This window comes from Arenibacter palladensis (assembly GCF_900129275.1).
GTDB classification, from domain to species: Bacteria; Bacteroidota; Bacteroidia; order Flavobacteriales; family Flavobacteriaceae; genus Arenibacter; species Arenibacter palladensis.
Map to the genome: position 1 here is coordinate 94759 of NZ_FQUX01000004.1, position 21436 is coordinate 116194.

Sequence of the window (21436 nt, forward strand, 5' to 3'; positions counted from 1 at the left end):
TTAAGCATCCACTTTTTTCTTTTTCCTAAAGAAATCAAATATGAACCAGGCGGCCAACAAGATCAAGAAATACTTAAAGTAGGAGGTAGGCTCGCCATCTCCGTTTACAGTGGTAAATACCCTGTCCCATCTTACCTTCCAATTACTTATGCCTTCGTTGATGCCATCAATGCTCATCCATATAAAAATGGGCGTCCCCACTATATGGTCTTCAGGAACATAACCCCAGAATCTACTGTCTTCGGATCTATGTCTGTTATCGCCCATCATCCAATAGTAATTCTGTTCAAAAGTGTAGGTATTGGAAACTTCGCCATTAATGAGGATTTGATTTCCGTTTACCTTAATGTCATTTCCTTCATATTCCTTAATGATCTTTTCATAAATGGGAAGTATATCAACGTTAAGGGGAACCGTATTCCCTTTTTCTGGAATGTAGATCGTGCCCATATTGTCTACAGTGCCTGCATATGCTGGATTTTGTGGAAATACGGAAGTATCGGCATTTGTATAGGAAAATTTGTTGATAGAGGTAATTCCATCCTTACCAGTATAATTTTTGGCTTCCTCTTCGGTTAGATTAAAGAGTGCCATATTCTTCATGTCCTCGGACTTTAAATAGTCCTTTACCTTTTGGTTGCCCACATTGCCTGCGTAATAGGTGTAGGACGAATCGGATTTTATTTGTTCCAGATTCATGGCCTGTATTACTTCGGTAGCGCGTTCCTGTTGGAGGGAGCTGTTGGGAACACGTATTACATTCCCCGAAAGGTTCTCCCTTCCCAAAAGTTCTATAGCCGCATTGGAAAATTGTCCGTCTACGGTAACGGTATGAAGAAATTCTGGCTTTGCCCTATAAGGTAGAACGGTTTTTTCGCCATTAATATATACATAGCCATCTTTAATGGTCAAGGAATCTCCCGGTACCCCCACACAACGTTTTACATAGTTGGATTTTTTGTCGATGGGTTTGCGCACCCCTTGCTGTTTTTTAAAGAACTGGTAAACGGTATCTGCGGGCCAACTAAATACCACAATATCGTTTCTTTTTACCTTTTTAAACCCGGGAAGTCTTAAGTATGGCAGTTGTAATTTATTCCATATGGAAGTTTTATAAGTGGCAGGGTCCACATCCGCAATATAGGATCTAGTTTTAAATATCGGCAGGGTATCGTGTACCATGGGGGCTGCCACGGTGGTCATTGGTATCCTTGCCCCGTAATGAAATTTACTTACGAAAAGGAAATCGCCCACCAACAGGGTTTTTTCCAAGGAACTGGTAGGGATAACAAAGGGTTGAATTAAATAAGTGTGGACCAAAGTAGCGGCCACAATGGCAAATACAATGGAACTGACCCATTCTCCGAGAGCAGTTTTGGGATGGATGTCCCTGTTTTCAATGTATTTTACGTCCTCAAAATAGTTTACGTAGTAGATATATAGTCCAAGGGTCAATAAGGCCAACCAGGTATCCAGTAAACTGTTTTTTCCAAAACTTCTTAGGGTTTCTACCCAGACCACAGGAAACATCAACAAATTAATGATTGGAATAAAAAGCAGGATAACCCACCATTTAGGCCTATTGATAATCTGCATTAGAATAATGGCATTATAAACAGGGATTGCCGCTTCCCAAGCTTTACGTCCTGCTTTTACATATAATTTCCAGGTGCCTAAAAAATGAATCACCTGAATAATTAAAATAAAAATAATCCACTGTGTGCCGTTCATATCGGTAATTGTTATTTAAGGATTAATGGTTTAAAAGAGCCTATCAAACCTTAAGTCATTTTATATTGTACTTTGTTACGTTGTTTAACTAAGGTTTAACACGTCTTTCATGGTGAAAACGCCTGATTTTCCAACGATCCACTCCGCCGCAATCACTGCCCCCAGCGCAAAACCTTCCCTGTTATGGGCGGTATGTTTAATTTCAATGCTGTCCACTTCGCTTTCATAAGTAACGGTATGGGTCCCTGGGGTATCGCCAATTCGCTTGGCTGTGATAGGGATTTCCCTGTCCCCGGCACTATCCAATTTCCATTTTGTATAATTGGTATTGTCAATTACACCTTCGGCCAAAGTAATGGCGGTTCCGCTAGGGGCATCCAATTTTTGGGTGTGGTGTATTTCTTCCATGACAACGCCGTATTGATCTTGAGGGGCCATTAATTTTGCCAAATAGGAATTCAGCTCAAAAAAAAGGTTGACGCCCAAACTAAAGTTGGAAGCGTAAATGAAGGCTCCGTTATTTTTTTTGCACAAGGCTACTGCCTTTTGGTAATCCTGAAGCCATCCGGTTGTTCCGGAAATTATGGGAACATTGTGTTCCAAACAGTTCTTAATGTTTCCATAAGCAGCGTTGGGCATACTAAAATCGATGGCAACATCAATTTCGGAAAAATTTATATCCGTAGCGTCCAAATCAATTTTAGCTACAATATTATGGTTTCTTTTTAGGGCGATCTTTTCAATCATTTTACCCATTTTACCATATCCGAACAAGGCAATATTCATAAATTAAAACTTAATGGTTAATGCCATACCATAAACTGGTTTGGCGGTAATAGCGTCCATGTCCAAAAATGGTTTAAAATCCATACTAAGGTCATCATCCACGTTAAATTGCTTTAAATGCGAATCCACATTGGCATCCACAATATTCAGGGCGTACATTCCTATGGTGACTAAAAGCCATAAATCCCTGTCCTCTTGATATCTTTCCTGTGCGCTTTCCAAGGCAGAATCAGAAAAGTCAGGATCTGCCCCTGGGGCATTGGGTGTGCCCAGATCATAAAATTCATCATCGGTAAAACCGGCCAATCTTCGTTTGTAGGCGGTTCTAAAACGGTCATAGAGGTCGTCATTATAGATGTAGCCATATATTCCACCGCCTATAATGGCATAGACTATGGGAACCTTCCAATAACGTTTATTGTATATTTGTCCAAGGCCGGGAAATACCGCAGAATAAAAGGCTGACTTACTGGGAGCCAAGGGGTTGATGGCTTTTTTTTTCACTTTTAGGGTGTCCACCACTTTAACTCCCTCCTTGTTAAGAGTGGTTTTTATGGAATCTGATGCTTGGGTATTCTTTTCTTCCTCCTGCGCTAGTCCAAAGGTGATAACAAGAAAATATATAGCCAGTGATACAAGATATTTACTCACCCGTAATCAATTTTTTTAATCGATTGAATTCTTCCTTGGAGTGAAAGGGGATGGTAATTTTTCCTTTACCTTTTTCTGAGGCTTTAATATCTACTTTTACGGATAAATATTCTGAGAAGGCGCCAAGATTTTTACTGATAAAATCCGGATTTATAGCTGCTTTCTTTGGCTCTTTTCCTGATGGGACCGCAACCGGAGCTCCATTAGTGTTGCCTTCCTGATAATCCTTTACCGCTTTTTCCGTATCCCTTACCGAAAGATTTTCGCCTACAATTTTTTCGTAAAGTGCAATCTGGTCCTGTTTTTTTTCCACATTTACCAATGCCCTTCCGTGGCCCATGCTTACAAAACCGTCACGTATACCGGTTTGTATAATGGGGTCCAATCGCAGTAAACGCAAATAGTTGGTAATGGTTGAGCGCTTTTTGCCTACCCGTTCGCTCATTTTTTCCTGCGTCAATTGAATCTCATCGATCAACCTTTGGTAGGATAGGGCAATTTCAATGGGATCTAAATCTTGCCGTTGAATATTTTCAACCAGTGCCATTTCCAGGGATTCCTGGTCGTTTGCAATACGGATATAGGCTGGTATGGTCTCCAGGCCAATTAATTTGGATGCCCTGTACCTGCGTTCTCCTGAAACTAATTGATATTTGTTAAAATCTAGCTTTCTTACGGTTATTGGCTGTATTACTCCCAATTCTTTGATGGAAGAGGCCAATTCCTGCAATGCTTCATCATTAAAATTGGAACGGGGCTGAAATGGATTCACATCTATGGAATCCATATCCAATTCCACAATATTGCCCACAACTTTATCGGCATTCTTGTCTGTGGCCGACTGAATATCGTTTTCCGGGTCTTTTAATAGGGCCGATAATCCGCGGCCCAACGCTTGTTTTTTTATCGCTTTCGCCATTATGCTGTCTCCTTGTTTTTCACAACTACTTCATTCGCCAAATTTAAATAATTGGCAGCTCCTTTACTACTGGCATCATATTTAATAATGCTTTCACCATAACTGGGGGCTTCGCTCAACCTTACATTTCTTTGAATGATGGTGTCGAACACCATTTCGGAAAAGTGTTTTTTTACCTCTTCCACTACTTGGTTGGATAGTCTTAGCCTGGAATCGTACATGGTAAGCACCATTCCTTCAATATCCAATTCGGGATTGTGTATTTTTTGGACACTTTTTATGGTGTTCAATAATTTGCCCAATCCTTCCAATGCAAAATATTCGCATTGAATGGGTATCATAACAGAATCTGCCGCAGTAAGGGCATTTAATGTTAAAAGTCCAAGGGAAGGTGCACAATCTATAAGGATATAGTCGTATTTGTCCTTAAGGCCACGAATGGCGTTCTTCATCATATATTCCCTATCGTCCTTGTCTACCAATTCGATTTCGATGGCTACAAGATCAATGTGTGCCGGGATAAGATCTACATTTGGGGAGGAGGTCTTAATGATGGTTTCTTCGGCGGTTTTGGTATGTTCCAATAGTTGGTAGGTTCCCAATTCAATACTGTCTACATCCAAACCTAGTCCGGAAGTTGCATTAGCTTGGGGGTCAGCATCTATTAGTAATACTTTTTTTTCCAATACACCCAAAGAGGCGGCTAAATTTACCGAAGTAGTAGTTTTTCCTACACCACCCTTTTGATTAGCAATAGCAATTATTTTGCCCATTATCATAGTAAGTTAGGGGGTAAAAATACGATTATTTAAGTTGTTATAAAATGTATTTTGTTAACACTGGGTGAATAACTATAGTCTTTAGCGTTAAAGTACGTTAAAGTTGTATGGGATTTGTTCTCAGCCTATTAGAGGTTTATTATTTTTTTGCGAATCACTTATACACAACTTATTAATGGAACCACATTATGAAAAGCTTCGGCCGCCATGTAGGAAAGCTGTAGCGGCAAGTCCCAAAAAGTAGGGCTAATTGGTTAAGTGCCATAGCCCTTGGGCTCATTTCCAAATTGTGATTTAAGATGCAATATGAAGTTTTAAACTAATATGTCCGTTTAGGAACCACGGACATTATGAGCTTAGGATTTTCAAAATTTCGATGGCCGTATCGCTTATTTTTGTGCCGGGCCCAAATATAGCTGCTGCTCCTGCTTCGTATAAAAAATTATAGTCCTGCTTAGGTATAACCCCGCCCACAATAACCATAATATCGTCTCGCCCATAAGCTTTTAATTCCTGCAGTACCTGAGGTACCAAAGTCTTATGTCCTCCTGCTAGGGAGGAGATCCCCAGGACATGGACGTCGTTTTCAACGGCTTGTTTTGCCGCTTCGGCAGGGGTTTGGAAGAGGGGGCCAATATCTACGTCAAAACCCAGATCGGCATAGCCCGTAGCCACAACTTTAGCACCACGATCGTGACCGTCCTGCCCCATTTTGGCAATCATTATTCTAGGTCTACGACCTTCCTGTTCGGCAAAACTGTCGGCCATTTGCCTGGCTACGCCAAAACTGTCATCTCCTTTTATTTCCTTTGAATACACCCCGGTAATCGAATTTATAATTGCCCTATGTCTCCCGAAGGCATTTTCCAACGCTGAGCTGATCTCGCCCAACGTAGCTCTTGCCCTGGCAGCCTTAATAGCTAAAGCTAAGAAATTTTCTTCTTCTATGGCATTTGGGTTGGCAGTTTTGGAGGAATTGGGATGCATTCTTTCTTTTGCAACTTTGGTAAGTGCCAAAAGTGATTGTTGTACTTCTTGTTCATTTCTATTGGCCTTGACCATTTCTAAACGTGCCAATTGCTGTTTTCTGACCTCGGCATTGTCCACTTCCAGTATTTGAAGGTCATCATCTGTTTTGGACTGGTATTTATTAATTCCAACAATGATATCCCTGCCACTATCTATACGGGCTTGTTTTTTAGCGGCAGCCTCCTCTATCCTCAATTTTGGAATTCCAGCATCGATGGCCTTGGTCATATCCCCCAATTCTTCCACTTCATTTATCAGAACCCATGCCTTTTGCACAATTTCCTCAGTCAACTTTTCCACATAATAACTGCCGGCCCAAGGGTCTACGGTTTTTGTGATTTCGGTCTCCTTTTGTAAATATAATTGGGTGTTTCTGGCAATACGCGCAGAAAAATCCGTTGGCAGGGCTATGGCCTCATCCAAGGCATTGGTATGTAAGCTTTGTGTGCCGCCAAAAACTGCTGCGGCCGCCTCTATGGTCGTTCTGGTGATATTGTTGAAAGGATCCTGTTCGGTTAGGCTCCATCCGCTGGTTTGGCAATGGGTCCGTAGGGTAAGCGACTTCTCATTTTTTGGGTTAAATTGCTTTACCAATTTGGCCCAGAGCATTCTGCCGGCCCTCATTTTGGCAATTTCCATAAAATGATTCATTCCAATGCCCCAAAAAAAGGATAATCTTGGAGCAAAATCATCAATATTCAATCCGGCTTTTAAGCCTGTTCTTATATATTCCAGTCCATCGGCCAAGGTATAGGCCAATTCAATATCGGCAGTGGCACCGGCTTCGTGCATGTGATAGCCGGATATGCTTATGCTATTGAATTGGGGCATAAACTTGCTGGAATATTTAAAAATATCGGCAACGATCTGCATGGATGGGGCAGGAGGGTAGATGTAGGTGTTCCTTACCATAAATTCCTTAAGAATATCGTTCTGTATGGTTCCGGAGAGATTTTTTGGTAAAACACCTTGTTCCTCCGCTGCAACGATATAGAATGCCATTATGGGCAACACTGCTCCGTTCATGGTCATGGAAACCGACATCTCATCCAAAGGAATATCCTGGAACAGAATTTTCATATCCTCTACAGAATCAATGGCTACACCAGCTTTGCCAACATCGCCCACCACCCGGGGATGATCGCTGTCATATCCTCTATGGGTTGGTAGATCAAAAGCTACTGATAGCCCTTTTTGTCCCGCCTTGAGATTTCTTCTATAAAATGCGTTGCTTTCCTCTGCTGTAGAGAATCCCGCATACTGCCTTATAGTCCAAGGTCTGGTAACGTACATAGTGGAATAGGGGCCACGAAGAAATGGCGGTATACCAGCAGCGAAATTTAAATGTTCCAAATCCTCGGCATCTTCCTTGGTATAATTTTTTTTCAGGAGTATTCCTTCCGCGGTCTCGTATGGCACAACGGAATCCTGATCCGGAATGCTCTTTTCCGGAACGGACTTCAGTTGAATGTGTTGAAGATTTTTTCTTGCCATGTTTTGTTCGTCTTGTCCTAATCTTTACCTATTCGTTTGGAATTAATATTGCTTTTTGAAAACGGTAGCGGGAAGCTTTTATTCCGTTTTTAATCGCTCCTGTTCCCATTCTTCGGACAATCTTTTTTCTAATATTGGTTCTATCAAGGTTTTGCGGGTATTGGTTTTTACAAAGGGGTATAATTCCAGTTCATCCTTCATTTTATCCAATCTGGAGGCATATTTATTGGTACCTACGAGGATTTTATCGCGCCTGTTAAAACTTTCCTGTTCTTTGGTGGCGCTTTCCTTTATTTTTTTCTGAATGAGATGTTCCTTTAATTGGACAAGAAATCCACCACCTGCTTCAATTTGTTTAAATAATTCCAATGCTTTGGATGAGAGTTGATGGGTTATTGTTTCAATATAATAGGCCCCATCGGCCGCATTGTTCACCTTGTCAAAATAACTTTCATTTTTTAGGATCAAAAGTTGATTTCTGGCCATTCGCTCCCCAAATTCATTGTCCTTATGGTATATGGCGTCATAGGGTGTGTTTAACACCGTGTCTGCTTCCCCAAGAATGGCCGACATACATTCCGTTGCCGTGCGAAGCATATTGGTGTTGTAATCGTACAAGGTTTTATTTCTCAAAGTGGGGGTAGCCATAATATGACAATACTCCAAAGCCCCATATTCATTGGCTAAGGTTGCGAACAAAATACGTAGGGACCTCAACTTGGCTATTTCAAAGAAATAGTTGCTTCCAACAGGGACCTTAAAGGTTATCACTGCGCTTTTTAGCTTGTCTTTATGGTGGTCATTTAAGTGGTTCAAATATTCATTGGCATGTGACAGGGCATAGGCCAATTGCTGCACCATATTAGCTCCTGCATTTCCATAAAGCGCCACATCAACCCCCAAGGTTTGGTCGTGATTTAAATTTAGAATTTCCCCAAGTATTTTGTGGTCCTGATCCAGCTTGTAGTGCCAGTTTCCATTTCTGGCCAGATGCCCAATAATATCAATGTTGGTAAAGATTTTTTTATGATGGTTTTCCGTGGCTGCCAAAAGCGATTTTACAAAGGCAAAAGATAGAAATTGAAGATTGAAATGGATATATGTTTTACCGAGGTCAATTTCATCAAGCAGTTCAGTAATATTTATTTCTGGGGAAGGAATGGTAAAATAAATACTTTCAGCCCCCCTGGTAATGGCATCCAAGGCTTTTTTGTTGGCCATTTTGGCGTTCCCGGCGTATATGCCTTGTGCTATGTTCCAACCATTTCCTTTTGGTAATTCGGATAGCTCAAGCGACTTTAGGTCTTCGGAGTTGTAAAAGGGTTTTACCTTAATGCCTTCGGGAGATTCCCATACCAATTTCTTGTTGTAATCCTCACCCTGCAATTCATACTGGATCTTTTGCTTCCAAGCTTTGGAAGAAATCTCGTGAAAATCGCTAAAGAGTTCGGATTTACTCATCATCCTTGGTTTTTACACTATCCTCATATTCAATTAAATAAATTTCCTCATTTTTCTTTTTTAGATAGTATTGTTCCCTGGCAAATTTTTCCAACTCTTCAGGGTCCGATAGCTTTTCTATAATTTTTTTATCCTTGGCTATCTCTTCATGCAGAAATTCTTTCTGCTTTTCCAGATTGTTTATTTGTTTTTTAAGCTCCCAATGTATGAGAAGGGAGTTGGTGTCAAAAAAAACCATCCAGACTACAAAAACCGTCAGTACCAGTACATACATATTGGTAACCATCCCAAACCATTTTTTCTTTCTTATCCCTTTTATTCCCATTGGTGACTAACTTAACTTTTCATTGATTATGGTCCTTACAATGTCGATCGCTACAGTATTGTACTTATTGTTCGGAATTATAATGTCCGCATATTCCTTTGTGGGTTCAATAAACTGATTGTGCATAGGCTTTAGCGTATTTTGATAACGCGTTAAAACTTCGTCCAAATCCCTTCCACGTTCGGTGATGTCCCTTTTTAAACGCCTTATCAATCGTTCGTCCGAATCTGCATGTACAAAGATCTTAATGTCGAACATTTCCCTGATCTGGGGATTTGTCATGATGAGGATACCCTCTACGATCATCACCTTTCTTGGATGGGTTAGAATGGTATCGTTGGTACGGTTGTGTTTAACAAAAGAGTAAACGGGTTGATGAATTGGAACACCTCTCTTTAAATCCTGTAGATGGTTTCCCAACAATTCAAAATCTATGGCACGGGGATGGTCAAAATTAACCTGTGTACGCTCTTCATAGGTTAAATGGGAAAGATCGCAATAATAGGAATCTTGGGAAATAACCCCTACTTCCTCATACGGCAATTCATTAATAATTTGATTTACAACCGTAGTTTTTCCACAACCTGTTCCACCGGCAATCCCAATAACCAACATGTATTTCTAATTTGTTCCAAAAATAACAATTTGCAAGCAAACCGTAATGATTAAATTAGATGCCTTGCCCATATAAGCGTAAACTTTTTATCCGCCTTCAACGTAAGTACAAGAAGGGTTGGTGATATCTATGTTTATTCGACGGCCTATTGAATTTAATTTTTCCCATTCTGTAATTAATTTAACAGTTAAAAATCAGATTATGATAAAATTAGCGTTATATTCTTTAGGTGTAATTTTTTTATTGAAGTTTAAAAATTAACAGATATCCAACACAAATATGGAATATATTTGATCGTTTTATGGGTAGTTCTTTTTTATAGTGATTCGTATTATTTTTCTTTTTAAACAGTATTTTATTATTCATTTATGACGGGTAGAACTCAATTTCAATTCAAAGCACGCCTAGTGGTAATGTTGGGTGTCATTTTTTGCTGTGGTTTGGCATACTCTCAAAAAGATTTGCCCATAAATATAGACGATTCTAAAGTAAAGCCACTTCCCAGTTTGGTAAATAGCGACTTACAGAAAAGCTTGGAAAAGGAGCTCATGTCCAATCCCAACTGGAAGTCATTAATGAACAACAACAAGATGGCTGTTGGAATAGTGGACCTGTCCAATCCCGAAAATGCAAAATATGCCAGTATAAATGGGGATTATATGATGTATGCCGCCAGTTTACCAAAAATAGCGGTGCTATTATCCTCCATGGATGCTATAGAAAAAGGGGAATTAAAGGAAACTCCGGAAATAAAGAAGGATATGCGATCTATGATTAGCAAATCCAACAACGAAGCAACTACCCGAATGATAGATCGTTTGGGTTATGATAAAATACAGTCCGTTATGACCGATCCAAAATATATGTTCTATGACGAAAGTCGGGGCGGTGGATTATGGGTTGGTAAAAGATACGGAAGTGGTGGGGATACCAATAGGGAACCCTTAAAGAATTTGTCCCATGCTGCCACAGTAAACCAAGTATGTAGGTATTATTATCTATTGGCCAATGGAAAATTGGTGAATAAGGGCAGGTCCAAACAAATGTTGGATATTATGGGAGACCCTGAATTACATCATAAATTTGTGAATACCTTGGACAATATTGCTCCCGATGCCAGATTGTATAGAAAGTCCGGCTCTTGGAGAACCTTTCATTCCGATTCTATTTTGGTTTGGGGAAATAATCCCAATCGCCGTTATATTTTGGTCGCTTTGATAGATGATGCTGGAGGTGAGCAAATTATTAGGGACTTGGTGAGGCCTGTAGAAAAGGTGTTGAAGGCAGAGCGTATACATTTTGCCGTTAACTAGGTTCCTTTAGTATATTTCCTTTTGTTTATTCGTATAATGTTTGCCAATGAATTAATTTTGGCCCTGATCTTCTATGGATTGGTTTTGGATAGGAGTGCTGTTGGATATTACTAAAACGCATGAAAATTGAACTACCTTATTTCATTTATTAAAACGTTTCAAACCTATATTCTAAAGGCGTTTGATTTAAAAGAGGAGGAACTGACCAAAACACTTCTACTTCAATTAAATATTTTCCTCATTATTACGGTTTTATTGATAGTAAAACCTACTATAAATTCACTATTTCTTTCTGAACTTTCTTCGGATGCACTTCCGTTGGGCTATGTTTTAACTGCTATAATGGCGGTGTTGGGCTCGTTTTTTTACGACAGGGCCTTGGAAAAGTATCCTTTGAATATTATTGTGGATCGCACCTTGATCGGGTCCGTTATTTCATTGGTAATATTTGGAGTGGCCTTAAATTTCGATCTCGGCTATGGATTTGCATTGTACATACCATATGTTTGGGTGGCTATTTTTGGATTGTTGACCGCTTCCCAGTTTTGGGTAATGGCAAATCTGGTCTATAATGTTAGGGAAGCCAAGCGTGTATTTGGGTTTATTGGCGCCGGTGCTATTGGCGGAGGAATATTTGGGGGGTATTTAACCTCTTTGTTGACCAATATTCTTAACACCGAAGACCTGTTGTTTGTAGCTGGTACCCTTTTAATGTGCTGTTTGCCCATTACCCGTTATATCTGGAAAAACGAAGTACTGAAACTCAACCCTTTTCAAGTTTCCAGCCGTTCCAATCCGAAGGCAGAGTCCCCTTTTAGGCTTATCAAGCAATCCAAATTACTTAGCTTAATTGCGGTAGTCATCGGAATAAGTGTTTTGGTCGCCAAATTGGTAGATTATCAGTACAGTGATTATGCTTCCAGGTTTATTAAGGATCAGGATGAATTAACATCCTTCTTTGGCTTTTGGTTTTCTACCTTGAGCGTTATTTCACTACTGATACAGTTGTTCCTCACCAAACGTATTGTAGGAACCTTTGGTGTAGGTAAATCCCTGCTTTGGTTGCCTTCGGGCATATTGTTGGGGTCTTTTCTTTTGTTGATCGTGCCGCAGCTTTGGGTAGTGGTGTTTATCAAAATTGTGGACGGAAGTTTAAAGCAGTCCGTTAACAAGGCAGCCACGGAATTACTTTCCATACCCATTCCAATAGAGATTAAAAAGAAGACCAAGACATTTACAGATGTGGTAGTAGATAGTATAGCTACAGGGATGGCGGGCTTTATTCTGATCTTTTTTATTAATGGTCTGGATATTTCATCTACCTACATTAGTATCATTATTATAGGGCTAATTTTAATCTGGTTGTACTTTATATATCATTTAAGGAACGAGTATATAATTTCTTTCAAGAGCTTGTTGGAATATAATCCTGCAAGAAAAGAGAAGGCTGCCAAATCTGAAATAAAGGTTACCTCCATTATAGAAACGGTAATACGGGTGTTTGAAACCGGGAACGAGAATCAGATATTGCATATGTTGCATAAAACATTGGAAGTAAAGGATGAACGTTTCTTTTATGCGATTAAGGCCTTGTTGAACAATCCGTCTGCCAAGGTAAGGGCTTTGGCCATTGAAAACCTTTATTTTTTGAATACGGAAAATTTATGTCCTGCTGTGGAACCCATGATCTATGATAAGGATCAACAAGTGACCACTTCTGCGTTTCGGTATTTATTGAAGCGCTATCAACAAAACCCTGTGGAGCTTTTGGACAAGTATTTGTCGGTAGAGGACAATACCATTGCCAATGCCACCTTGGTCGGCCTGTCTATGGAATTGCGAAATAATAGGGTAATGCAGGATCGATTTGGTTTGGAACAAAGAATAGAAAATACCCTTGCCCAATTAGAGCAAACCAGTATAGAGCTGGAAAGGACGAATAAGATTCTGGCCATTCTTGAAACCATAGGGAATGCCAAGGTTGAAAGATTCTACCCTGTCATCAAGACACATCTATATTCCGATAATGTTCCAATTGCTAATACCGCTATCTTGGCGGCATCAAAAACGTTGGACAAACAGTTTATAGACCTAATCGTTTCCAGATTATCTGGTAAGGATACCAGAAAATCGGCAATGGAGGCCCTCTACTTTTACGGGGAGCCCATCATTGATATTTTGTTTGAGGGTTTAAAAACGGATAGCATTGATCCGGACGATAGCGCCTACGTGGTCATGGTTATTGGTAAGTTCGATTCACAAAAGGCCATCAATATCTTGATGAAACTTACCGATGACATGGAACATACGGTGAAAATTGAAGCTATTGAAGCCTTAAAACACCTTAAGTGGAAATATCCCCACCTTAAAATTAGGGATCAGTTTATTGTGGATAAGATCTTGGACGAGTGTCACCTGTACCAAAGTACCCTGTCCGTAATCCATACCCAAATAGTACTACAGTATAAAAAGAACCCGGAAAAACTGGAGACCAAGGAGGAAAATGAAGCCAGAAATGGCCTTATACATTTATTGGAATTGAGGCTGGACAGGCAATTGAAACGAATTTTTCAATTTTTGGGGGTAAAATACCCGCCCCAGGATGTGGATCCCATCTTAAATGCCATACTTAAAGGTCAGGAAGAACAACGTATACATGCCATTGAATTTTTGGACAATATTCTGGACATACAACTCAAAAAGGAATTGATTCCTGTTGCCGAAAGCATTATACAAGTTGGTGTAATTTCCGAAGAAAATTTAAAAAATCTAAACGTAAAGGTGCTTAGTGAATCCGAAAGTTATTTGGCCTTATTGAAACGTAAGGATATTAAGTTGAAACTGGCGGTACTTTACTTGATTGAAAAAACCAGAGACCCCAAATTTACACCCCTTTTGGAAATGGTTTTGGAGGATTCCAACGGGAAGGCCAGAAAAAAGGCGGCCGAAATCTTGAGTAGTTTTAAAAGGATTAGCGCTTAATAATCTTGTCGATGCTACTGGCCAATGTCATGTGGTCCGTTGCTGAATTCTTTCGCAGTACGTTGGTCATAAGTACCACCATATACCTGCAATTGTCCGGATGTTCTACAATGGCTACAGAATTCATGAAATTGGTAACATTGCCCATATATTTTCCACAGGCCTCTCCTGTGCTTCTATCACATTTATATAAACTCCCGGATTTGAAATATACCGCGGCAGGCTTCAGGGCAGGGGATTGTGCGTACCTTATCCTTCGGTCCGTCATATACATAAGGCGTTTCATTTCCAAGCTGGATTCCTCGTCTACCACCTTGCCCTGTTCCAACTGGATCAAGAATTTCATCAACCCTAAGGGAGACCCTATACTTCCGCCTTTATCTCCTACATAGCGGTTGGGACCCGAGGTGAAAAAGCTTCCCAAACGCCATTCGTCACTTGTAATTCCTAGTTCCCGTAAAGGTAGGTTTACCACGTCATTGGCCAAATCTGTCAATTCCTTTTTTGGGGTTGTGGTGAAGTAGGTATCCGCTTCTTCCTGTGTTAGGGTTGGATACGACTCCCCGAAGGCGGCCATCAATAAGGCTTCCCTCCATACAATGCTTGCCGCACCGTTATTGCTAACGGAAAGCATATGATCTGCCCATTCAAACAAGGTAAAAACATCACTTGCTATTACCTGTCTTTTCAGAAGTTTGTTCGTTTCCAAATTAAAAATGGGCACAGTGTGCGTATCTGTCAATCCCCAAACGCCCGATTTCACGGATTTGGAACGTAAAAGGTCCAAACGTTTTTCAAAGGAATCCGGATATATTTTTTGTAATTGGGTAAACAAAGCTACCATTACGGCCAGTTTACCAACACTTCCCGGTTGATATCCGGCAGTTTCGTTTCGCTTGGCATATCTAACACTGTCAATATCCGAAATATCCAATACGGTGATGGAATAACTCTTGTCCAATCCCCTGAAGAGCGCATTGATGTCTTTTTGGAATTGCTCATCCACGCTAAGGAATGCGGCAGTGCTGTCCTCTTTTTTAGATATTAGGTTAAGCTCAATGTCCATGTAGGACTTTTGGGCCCCTGGAGGAATAACAGTGGTAGATTTTAGCTCCCCACTTTTAACGAGCTCCAGATACTTCAACCGTTTGATCCCAGTATGCAAATACCCATCAATGGGGTAATAGCTCATGGTGGTAAAGGCCGAACATATCACTAATAAAACAATATATTTAATATTCTTTTTCATCTTATATTTTTTTAGAAAGGGGAATGCTTTTGTCCAAATCGATTTTTGGCGTAATAGATTCCAGATAATTGGAACTTAAGGCTTTTTTATTCTCTACAAAAGGGCGAATTTGAAACAGCCACAACTTATTGTTTTGGAATCCCAATTCCACATCATAGGCCCCTTCATACTCCGATTTGGTTTCGGTAGCCATAGTTTCACGAATTGTTTTGGCAAATGCCCTTATTTCATCAATGTTTTTTTGGTTTAGGATGAAATTCTCAAAGGTGGACATTCTTTTTACTGTTCCCCCAGCAGCCGGAAGTCGATTGTGGTACATTTCCCTGGCGGGTGCCAAAAGTTGGGTTCCTCCAGTCCCCTTGACCAAGTAGGTTTCTGCCGACTGACCATCCACAGCACCACCGGCTCCCCTACTAAAGGCAATGGTAAGGTCATCCGGATTGCCGGAACTTATCCCCTTGGTGATCAATACCCCCGAATAATCCACATCCACGCTGGGGATTACCAAAATGGAAGGGAATACATTTTCAGGATTTAGAAGGTATTTTTGGCGCCATTTAAAACTGCGTTCAGAATAAGGGGAAGCCCATACATCCTTAATTCCCGATATAATTTTTTCCTTGGCAGCAACATTGAATATTGTAAGGTTCAATCCGGCCCCTGTAAAATTCTTTAAATCTTCCATGTTGGTGTCACTTCTTAGAAAAACCGGGATTTCGCCAATTTCTTTTCCCAATACTTCCTTAAACCCCTCTTCCAGTTGGGCAATGAATTCGGCCTTCATTGGAATTTTTTTTATGGCCTCCCTTAGGATTTCCAGTTGCCTAAGCTGATAGTTTTCTACCTCGCCTTCCGCAATGCCTTGGGAACGCATGGTCTCGGCCTCTTTGAAGGTGGAGTTTAAAAAATCCCAATAGCTGCCCTGCTGGCCGGGCATGGGTTGATCCATATGGTCCCTAAAGATTCCGAAGGGAATTACCAGACCTTCGACCACCATTTCCGGGAACATTTTTTTTAACTGTCCCAAATTGGCCGCTTTTGGACCGCAAAGTTTACCGGAATCCTCAGCGTCTACTGACCTAAGGTTAAGTATGGCATTTTCGTCCAATCGTATATTCTCTATGGGTACTTCAATTCTTTCCTCTTTGCGCTCTACCTTAGTAAATAAACTGCGTTCTTCCTCGGACATGTCTATTTCCGGCTTCATAATAACGTTGCCCTTGTTAGACACTGCATAAAACACCTTTTCCCCATTAAATTTTTGAAGACTTTTAAGATTTTCATCGCTCAGTGCGGCATTGGGGATGCCCATATTTCGTGCCAATAATTGAACGTGAGACACCATATTCCCTTCGGATACCGTAGCAATTCCGGCAACTGGCTTAAGATCTGATGGTGGACGTTGAAAAATATAGATTTTATCGGAAGTTACCTCAATGTCATCAGGAGAACCCCCTACCACTACCAATTCCCCTAGGGCATATCCTGGATTTAGGCCTCGTAGGCTACTTTGATTTTCAATGTCCATCACCTTATTGGTCAGAGAGGATTCTTGGGCAATAATATCGCCCAATTCTCCTACGGTTTGACCCAAGTAAAGGGCAATGGAACCTCTGATTTTATCATCAATGAATCCGTAAGCCTTAGGTTCAAATGCCGTGTAAATATCCACAATTTCCTGATAATTGGCCTTTACCATGGAAGAGCTCCATTCCACTTCCCTACGTGCATTTTCCAATATGGTGGTAAGCTGTCCTAGAGACATGCTTCCACTGTTGGTTCCCTTTAGGGATAGGTCCAATTCTTCCCATTCCGCCAGTTCTATATAACCGGCGCCGGCATTAGCCATACCCAAATAGCAGACTTTGTCCAATAAACCATTTAGATCCTCCGGTTGCCATTGGGGAGAATTTTTAAATATTACTTCTTCCAATTTTAGGGAGGCGTCCAATAACTGAAGCCGTGCGGCCGCACTTACTTCTCTTGGAATGGCCTGCCTTATCTCTAATAGCAATTCTGCAGTAGCGGGTATGAGCACAGCTGCATTTGCTTCCCCACTATAGTTGGTCGTAAAGTTTTTTATGGCAACCCCAATAGGGCTATCCTGAACAAGAGCTGTATTTTTTTGTATTTGCGCAATATCAACCGGTTTGTAGAAATTGGCCATGGTAGACACCAGGGCATCTATTTTTACTTTTACCTCGTTGTTCAGTTTGTTACTGTGTTTGGACTTAAAATCCTTTACTTTATTTATATCCCCGGCATCGGGCTGACTATGGATTTTAACCCTTAAGTCCATAAATTCCGGGACCATGTCCGAAATTACCTTTGAATCGCTCCTTATTTTTTGGGATAGATTGTCGTCACCGTTATGGGGTATATCCTTTAAGGACTGGCGAATAAGATAAAAATTTTGAACTACATTTTGAGTATCGGATAATAACCATTTATAAAAATCCACCCCCCATGCCTCTTCGTCCTCTGCCTGTATGGCACCGCGATAGAACTGCCCTTTTTCTAGGATCCAGCCATTATCAACAGTTCTTAAATATTTGTCCAATTGATACTGTTTAAGGCGGGAATGGTTGTTTTCTGCGTCCCAAAATTCCTCCTTGGAAGTGTAGGCCAAAATTTGTCCCAAATAAATGTGGTTGCTCTTTCCTAAATCGATAATAGAATTTTTATAGGTAGCGTGCTGTACTCCAGGACCTATATTATCTGGACATGGGTCTTTGGGTTGGCGAATGCTTCCATCTGTACAGAACCAGCGGATTTCTTTATATGGTCCACGGATATCTTTTTTGTAAGAGTTGATCAAATCCTTTATTTCCTGATTGCCCAATTTTTGTCCGGGACTTATTAATGGAAAGCAGAATAGTAGGATATATATAAATATATGTTTTTTCATAGCGTTGTAATGGCAGTATAAAGTGTAATCAAATGTAATACCAATTTTAATGCAAAAATATATTTGAGCTTAGTTTCGATTCCTTAATTAAAAAAACTATAACATACAGGCGGGAAATGGTAAATGATGAGGTATATAGCCTGTATGGCCATAGAATGTAAGTAATTGAGGGAAGATTTACAAATTGATTTTTTTTGGCGGTTACCAACCCCAAGCAGTCACTTAGAGTCGATGGTCTATTACAATAACTGGTTTTCTGCTCATTTTGGGAAATCGCAGGTCCTGAAGGGTTTTAAAATCGTGGAATTCAATTTTGGGGAGCACCCTCAGTTTTGCCCTAAAGTGATCCTTGATGGTCTGTAATAAATCATTTGTAGGATTGGAGGTAGCTATTTTAATACATATTTCATCGGTTCCAATGTCATTATGGTCTATTTCGATTACAAAGGCGTCTATTTCGTTAAAATAGTTGAGTACGTTGTACATGGCCGGTGGATATAAGGTAGTTCCCTTATATTTTATCATTTGTTTCTTCCTGCCAATAACAGGCCCTAAGCGAGGCGTATTTCTTCCACAGGAACATTTGGAGGTGTGTGCCTGGACAATATCGCCGGTTTTAAATCTCAGCAAAGGCATACCTTCAACTCCCAAGGTGGTAATGGTAAGCTCACCCGGCATTCCTTCTTCCACTTGCTTTTCTTCGTCGTCCAAAATTTCGATGATGATCAATTCCGGGTGATGGTGGCCGCCTTGCATTACGGAACATTCGGTAAAGGCCGTACTCATTTCCGTGGAGGCATAAGTGGAGTAGAGGGGAATGTTCCAATCTTTCTTAATTTTGGCCGCAAGGGTGTTTAATGAAAAATCTTCATTCCGTAGTGATTCCCCTATACAAATAGCCCCTTTTATCCCGGCCTTATTGGGGTCTATGCCGTGCTGATGGGCGTATTCTATGAGCTTCAACAAAAATGAAGGAACCACGATAAGGTAGGTGGGCTTAAACTTAAGGATGGAATCCCATTGAAGTTCGGGAATTCCGGCGCCTACCCTTATAATTCCAGCACCTAGCTCCCTTGCTCCCAAAAAATAGGCCAATCCGGCCATAAATCGTCGGTCTATAGTTGTTGTTAATTGTAAAATATCGTCTGCCGTAACGCCGGCGCAGTCAAAGGAGATGGCCTCGTTGTAAGCCAAACGATTAAGGTCGTTGTCTGTCAGGGCAAAGGTAACAGGTTCGCCCAGGGTGCCGGAGGTAGTTACATAATCTATAATCTTGCGCCTATCCACGCATAGGAAATCATCGTTATATTGTTGTAGATCCTCTTTAGAGGTAGTAGGGAGTTTGCCAAGGTCTGCCAAGGTCTTTATATCGCTGGCCTGTAAATTATGTTCCTTAAAAATTCTTTTATAATAGGCAGAGTTTTGGGTAATATAGTTGATAAGTTCCCTTAAACGCTGTTCTTGTAACTGTTGAATTGCCTCTGCCGATGCTTTTTCGATTTCAGGGATCATTATTTTAATTTACGTTTTAGTCTTCGAATATACGAATGTACCGCAGCTTTCTCTGGAACTGTAGTAATTTCTTTTGTGTTAGCTTCCATAAAGTTGTTTAATGCCGCTCTATAATATTTTCTATTGTAGTTGTAGAGGCCTAGCCAATAATGCGTTTCCCAAAATTGGGGATTCAATCTTTTAAATTCCTCAAGAAATTGGGGAGTCAAGTGTTTGTTGTCTGCAACGGCTTGTTTAATTTGGTCAATTTCAACACGGTACTTTTCATAGTTTTGGTAGGCTTGTGTATACAGAAAATTATCCTTTTCAATATTTTTATTAGGGATGGAAAGCGTTGATCCTATTCTGCTATTTAAACTGTCCTTAAAAATTTTGTTTAGGTCATAGGCCACAAATTCCCCTAATTGGTACGGATTGGAGGACACCCATACCAATCGCTGCTCTGGCTTAAATACAATGCCATGATGTGCCAATAGTTGGTTTAACGCCTTTTCATTGCCATAGCCAATGTTGTTGTCCTTAAGTCCTTCCTTGTTTCTCAGGATGTCTACGGCAATTGTTGGGGTTATTTTTTTATGGTCTCCCAATAGTTCTTCCATGCGTTCATATCTGTATTGGGTATGGCCTTCAAATATGTGTTTCTGATTATTTTTGTCCTTTGCATAGGCATCGCTCTGAAAGTGGTTGGAGCAGATCAATTGAGTGGAATTGGGAACTTCATATACGCCAAAATTGTGCGGGGAGACTTCGATTATCATGGCCTTTTTATCCCTGGCACTACCCACGAGAATGGATTCTGATACAAAAACCTGTCGTTTTTTTGCGATGGATATAGCCTCCTCCAAAGTAGCTGCATATTGTAAAATTTCCCTGGTAAGAATACTGATAGGTGTTTTGGCAACCAAGGGAATTTTAGATTTTCCGGCATTGATGGTAACTGTTAGTCCATGTTCGTTCATTCCAGAGACCACTCCCGTCATGCCGGCCCAGGTAACGGACATAAATTTGTGGCCTTCTGTAGGGTCCAGGAAGGAAATTATTTTGTTTTTGGCAAAATCATCCCCTGCGTAAAAGTCAAAATTGCGACCAAGGATCAGACTTCCATCCTCAGATTTATCGCCCCAGACGGCAAAGGAAGAACAGCCAACAAGGGCCAAATCCTGAAGGGCATGCCCTATATCATGGGCGCCATGAAGGTATAGTACCCTGGAATAGGGATCTGCTATGTCATTAAAGTTTTGGGATGCATATTGGGAAAGTCCCCAAATTTCGGCTTTAATTTCCTCGGGAATGTTCTTATACATTTTTCTATTGTACCAAGCCAAGAATTTTCTAAGGAAATATCTTTTTGTTTTGGAAGGGACCAATTCTTCAACCTTGGATAAAAATATTGCCTCTTGTTCTTGAAACAGGTCTTCCGTCAGGGCTCCAGTTATTAATCCCCTTTGCAATGGATCTCCAGATACATAAAGTTCCCACAGACCTTGTTTGTTTTTGGTCAGGGAGTTATTGGAATAAACATAGGAAGAATCCGAGGTTTTTGTTATTTCCGGAATTTGAGGGTTGTAGTTGCTTAAATTGGGCCTATCCTTTAGTGATTTTGAAACTCCACAAGAACCAAAAAACCCAAGTATAATAGCAATACATACAATCCATCTTATCCGGTACATCCTAATTGTTT

The 21436-nt window shown here is 40.5% G+C and carries 15 protein-coding genes; 2 read left to right on the top strand and 13 right to left on the bottom strand.

Going from position 1 to position 21436, the window contains the following annotated elements; genetic code table 11:
- From lepB to udk, 9 genes are all read right to left on the bottom strand, one after another.
- Nucleotides 1-1731: a signal peptidase I gene (gene lepB, locus BUA60_RS12665; protein ID WP_072862213.1), complete on the bottom strand. Its 1731-nt coding sequence runs from the start codon at nucleotides 1729-1731 to the stop codon at nucleotides 1-3.
- Between the two features lie 84 nt (nucleotides 1732-1815).
- Nucleotides 1816-2517, bottom strand: a complete 702-nt coding sequence (dapB, locus tag BUA60_RS12670) for a 4-hydroxy-tetrahydrodipicolinate reductase (protein ID WP_072862214.1) — start codon at nucleotides 2515-2517, stop codon at nucleotides 1816-1818.
- A gap of 3 nt (nucleotides 2518-2520) precedes the next feature.
- Nucleotides 2521-3168: a DUF5683 domain-containing protein gene (locus BUA60_RS12675; RefSeq protein ID WP_072862216.1), complete on the bottom strand. Its 648-nt coding sequence runs from the start codon at nucleotides 3166-3168 to the stop codon at nucleotides 2521-2523.
- On the bottom strand, nucleotides 3161-4087 hold the full coding sequence (locus tag BUA60_RS12680) for a ParB/RepB/Spo0J family partition protein (protein ID WP_072862218.1): 927 nt from the start codon (nucleotides 4085-4087) through the stop codon (nucleotides 3161-3163). The genes BUA60_RS12675 and BUA60_RS12680 overlap by 8 nt, the downstream gene beginning before the upstream one ends.
- A complete protein-coding gene (locus tag BUA60_RS12685) occupies nucleotides 4087-4860 on the bottom strand; it encodes a ParA family protein (RefSeq protein ID WP_072862220.1) in 774 nt (257 codons plus the stop codon). The genes BUA60_RS12680 and BUA60_RS12685 overlap by 1 nt, the downstream gene beginning before the upstream one ends.
- Nucleotides 4861-5214: 354 nt before the next feature.
- Nucleotides 5215-7389, bottom strand: a complete 2175-nt coding sequence (gene scpA, locus BUA60_RS12690) for a methylmalonyl-CoA mutase (RefSeq protein WP_072862222.1) — start codon at nucleotides 7387-7389, stop codon at nucleotides 5215-5217.
- A gap of 78 nt (nucleotides 7390-7467) precedes the next feature.
- On the bottom strand, nucleotides 7468-8853 hold the full coding sequence (locus BUA60_RS12695; RefSeq protein ID WP_317043196.1) for a methylmalonyl-CoA mutase subunit beta: 1386 nt from the start codon (nucleotides 8851-8853) through the stop codon (nucleotides 7468-7470).
- The gene (locus BUA60_RS12700; protein WP_072862225.1) at nucleotides 8843-9175 is read right to left on the bottom strand and encodes an FtsB family cell division protein; all 333 of its coding nucleotides are present in this window, start codon (nucleotides 9173-9175) and stop codon (nucleotides 8843-8845) included. The genes BUA60_RS12695 and BUA60_RS12700 overlap by 11 nt, the downstream gene beginning before the upstream one ends.
- 6 nt (nucleotides 9176-9181) lie before the next feature.
- On the bottom strand, nucleotides 9182-9790 hold the full coding sequence (gene udk / locus BUA60_RS12705) for a uridine kinase (protein WP_072862227.1): 609 nt from the start codon (nucleotides 9788-9790) through the stop codon (nucleotides 9182-9184).
- A 369-nt stretch (nucleotides 9791-10159) separates the two neighbouring features.
- Between udk and BUA60_RS12710 the strand changes: the two genes are divergently transcribed.
- Together BUA60_RS12710 and BUA60_RS12715 are read left to right on the top strand one after the other, a co-directional pair.
- Nucleotides 10160-11104: a serine hydrolase gene (locus BUA60_RS12710; RefSeq protein ID WP_084532598.1), complete on the top strand. Its 945-nt coding sequence runs from the start codon at nucleotides 10160-10162 to the stop codon at nucleotides 11102-11104.
- A 126-nt stretch (nucleotides 11105-11230) separates the two neighbouring features.
- Complete coding sequence (locus tag BUA60_RS12715) at nucleotides 11231-14086, top strand: Npt1/Npt2 family nucleotide transporter (protein ID WP_245802547.1); 2856 nt, start codon at nucleotides 11231-11233, stop codon at nucleotides 14084-14086.
- Here BUA60_RS12715 and BUA60_RS12720 read toward each other — a convergent pair.
- From BUA60_RS12720 to BUA60_RS12735, 4 genes are all read right to left on the bottom strand, one after another.
- Nucleotides 14076-15335 (bottom strand): serine hydrolase, encoded by a 1260-nt coding sequence (locus tag BUA60_RS12720; RefSeq protein ID WP_072862229.1) that lies wholly within the window; start codon nucleotides 15333-15335, stop codon nucleotides 14076-14078. The genes BUA60_RS12715 and BUA60_RS12720 overlap by 11 nt on opposite strands.
- A 1-nt stretch (nucleotide 15336) precedes the next feature.
- A complete protein-coding gene (locus BUA60_RS12725; RefSeq protein WP_072862231.1) occupies nucleotides 15337-18243 on the bottom strand; it encodes a PEP/pyruvate-binding domain-containing protein in 2907 nt (968 codons plus the stop codon).
- A gap of 222 nt (nucleotides 18244-18465) precedes the next feature.
- Entirely contained in the window at nucleotides 18466-19755 is a 1290-nt protein-coding gene (locus BUA60_RS12730; protein WP_072862233.1) for a flexirubin biosynthesis putative acyl-CoA ligase FlxY, read from the bottom strand.
- Nucleotides 19755-21425: a C45 family autoproteolytic acyltransferase/hydrolase gene (locus BUA60_RS12735; RefSeq protein WP_072862235.1), complete on the bottom strand. Its 1671-nt coding sequence runs from the start codon at nucleotides 21423-21425 to the stop codon at nucleotides 19755-19757. Before BUA60_RS12735 ends, BUA60_RS12730 begins: the two co-directional genes overlap by 1 nt.
- Nucleotides 21426-21436 lie beyond the last annotated feature (11 nt).

Coding starts and splice junctions, on each gene's coding strand:
- lepB (WP_072862213.1), bottom strand. CDS start 1,731: ATGAACGGCACACAGTGGATTATTTTTATTTTAATTATTCAGGTGATT.
- dapB (WP_072862214.1), bottom strand. CDS start 2,517: ATGAATATTGCCTTGTTCGGATATGGTAAAATGGGTAAAATGATTGAA.
- BUA60_RS12680 (WP_072862218.1), bottom strand. CDS start 4,087: ATGGCGAAAGCGATAAAAAAACAAGCGTTGGGCCGCGGATTATCGGCC.
- BUA60_RS12685 (WP_072862220.1), bottom strand. CDS start 4,860: ATGGGCAAAATAATTGCTATTGCTAATCAAAAGGGTGGTGTAGGAAAA.
- scpA (WP_072862222.1), bottom strand. CDS start 7,389: ATGGCAAGAAAAAATCTTCAACACATTCAACTGAAGTCCGTTCCGGAA.
- BUA60_RS12695 (WP_317043196.1), bottom strand. CDS start 8,853: ATGATGAGTAAATCCGAACTCTTTAGCGATTTTCACGAGATTTCTTCC.
- BUA60_RS12700 (WP_072862225.1), bottom strand. CDS start 9,175: ATGGGAATAAAAGGGATAAGAAAGAAAAAATGGTTTGGGATGGTTACC.
- udk (WP_072862227.1), bottom strand. CDS start 9,790: ATGTTGGTTATTGGGATTGCCGGTGGAACAGGTTGTGGAAAAACTACG.
- BUA60_RS12710 (WP_084532598.1), top strand. CDS start 10,160: ATGACGGGTAGAACTCAATTTCAATTCAAAGCACGCCTAGTGGTAATG.
- BUA60_RS12720 (WP_072862229.1), bottom strand. CDS start 15,335: ATGAAAAAGAATATTAAATATATTGTTTTATTAGTGATATGTTCGGCC.
- BUA60_RS12725 (WP_072862231.1), bottom strand. CDS start 18,243: ATGAAAAAACATATATTTATATATATCCTACTATTCTGCTTTCCATTA.
- BUA60_RS12730 (WP_072862233.1), bottom strand. CDS start 19,755: ATGATCCCTGAAATCGAAAAAGCATCGGCAGAGGCAATTCAACAGTTA.
- BUA60_RS12735 (WP_072862235.1), bottom strand. CDS start 21,425: ATGTACCGGATAAGATGGATTGTATGTATTGCTATTATACTTGGGTTT.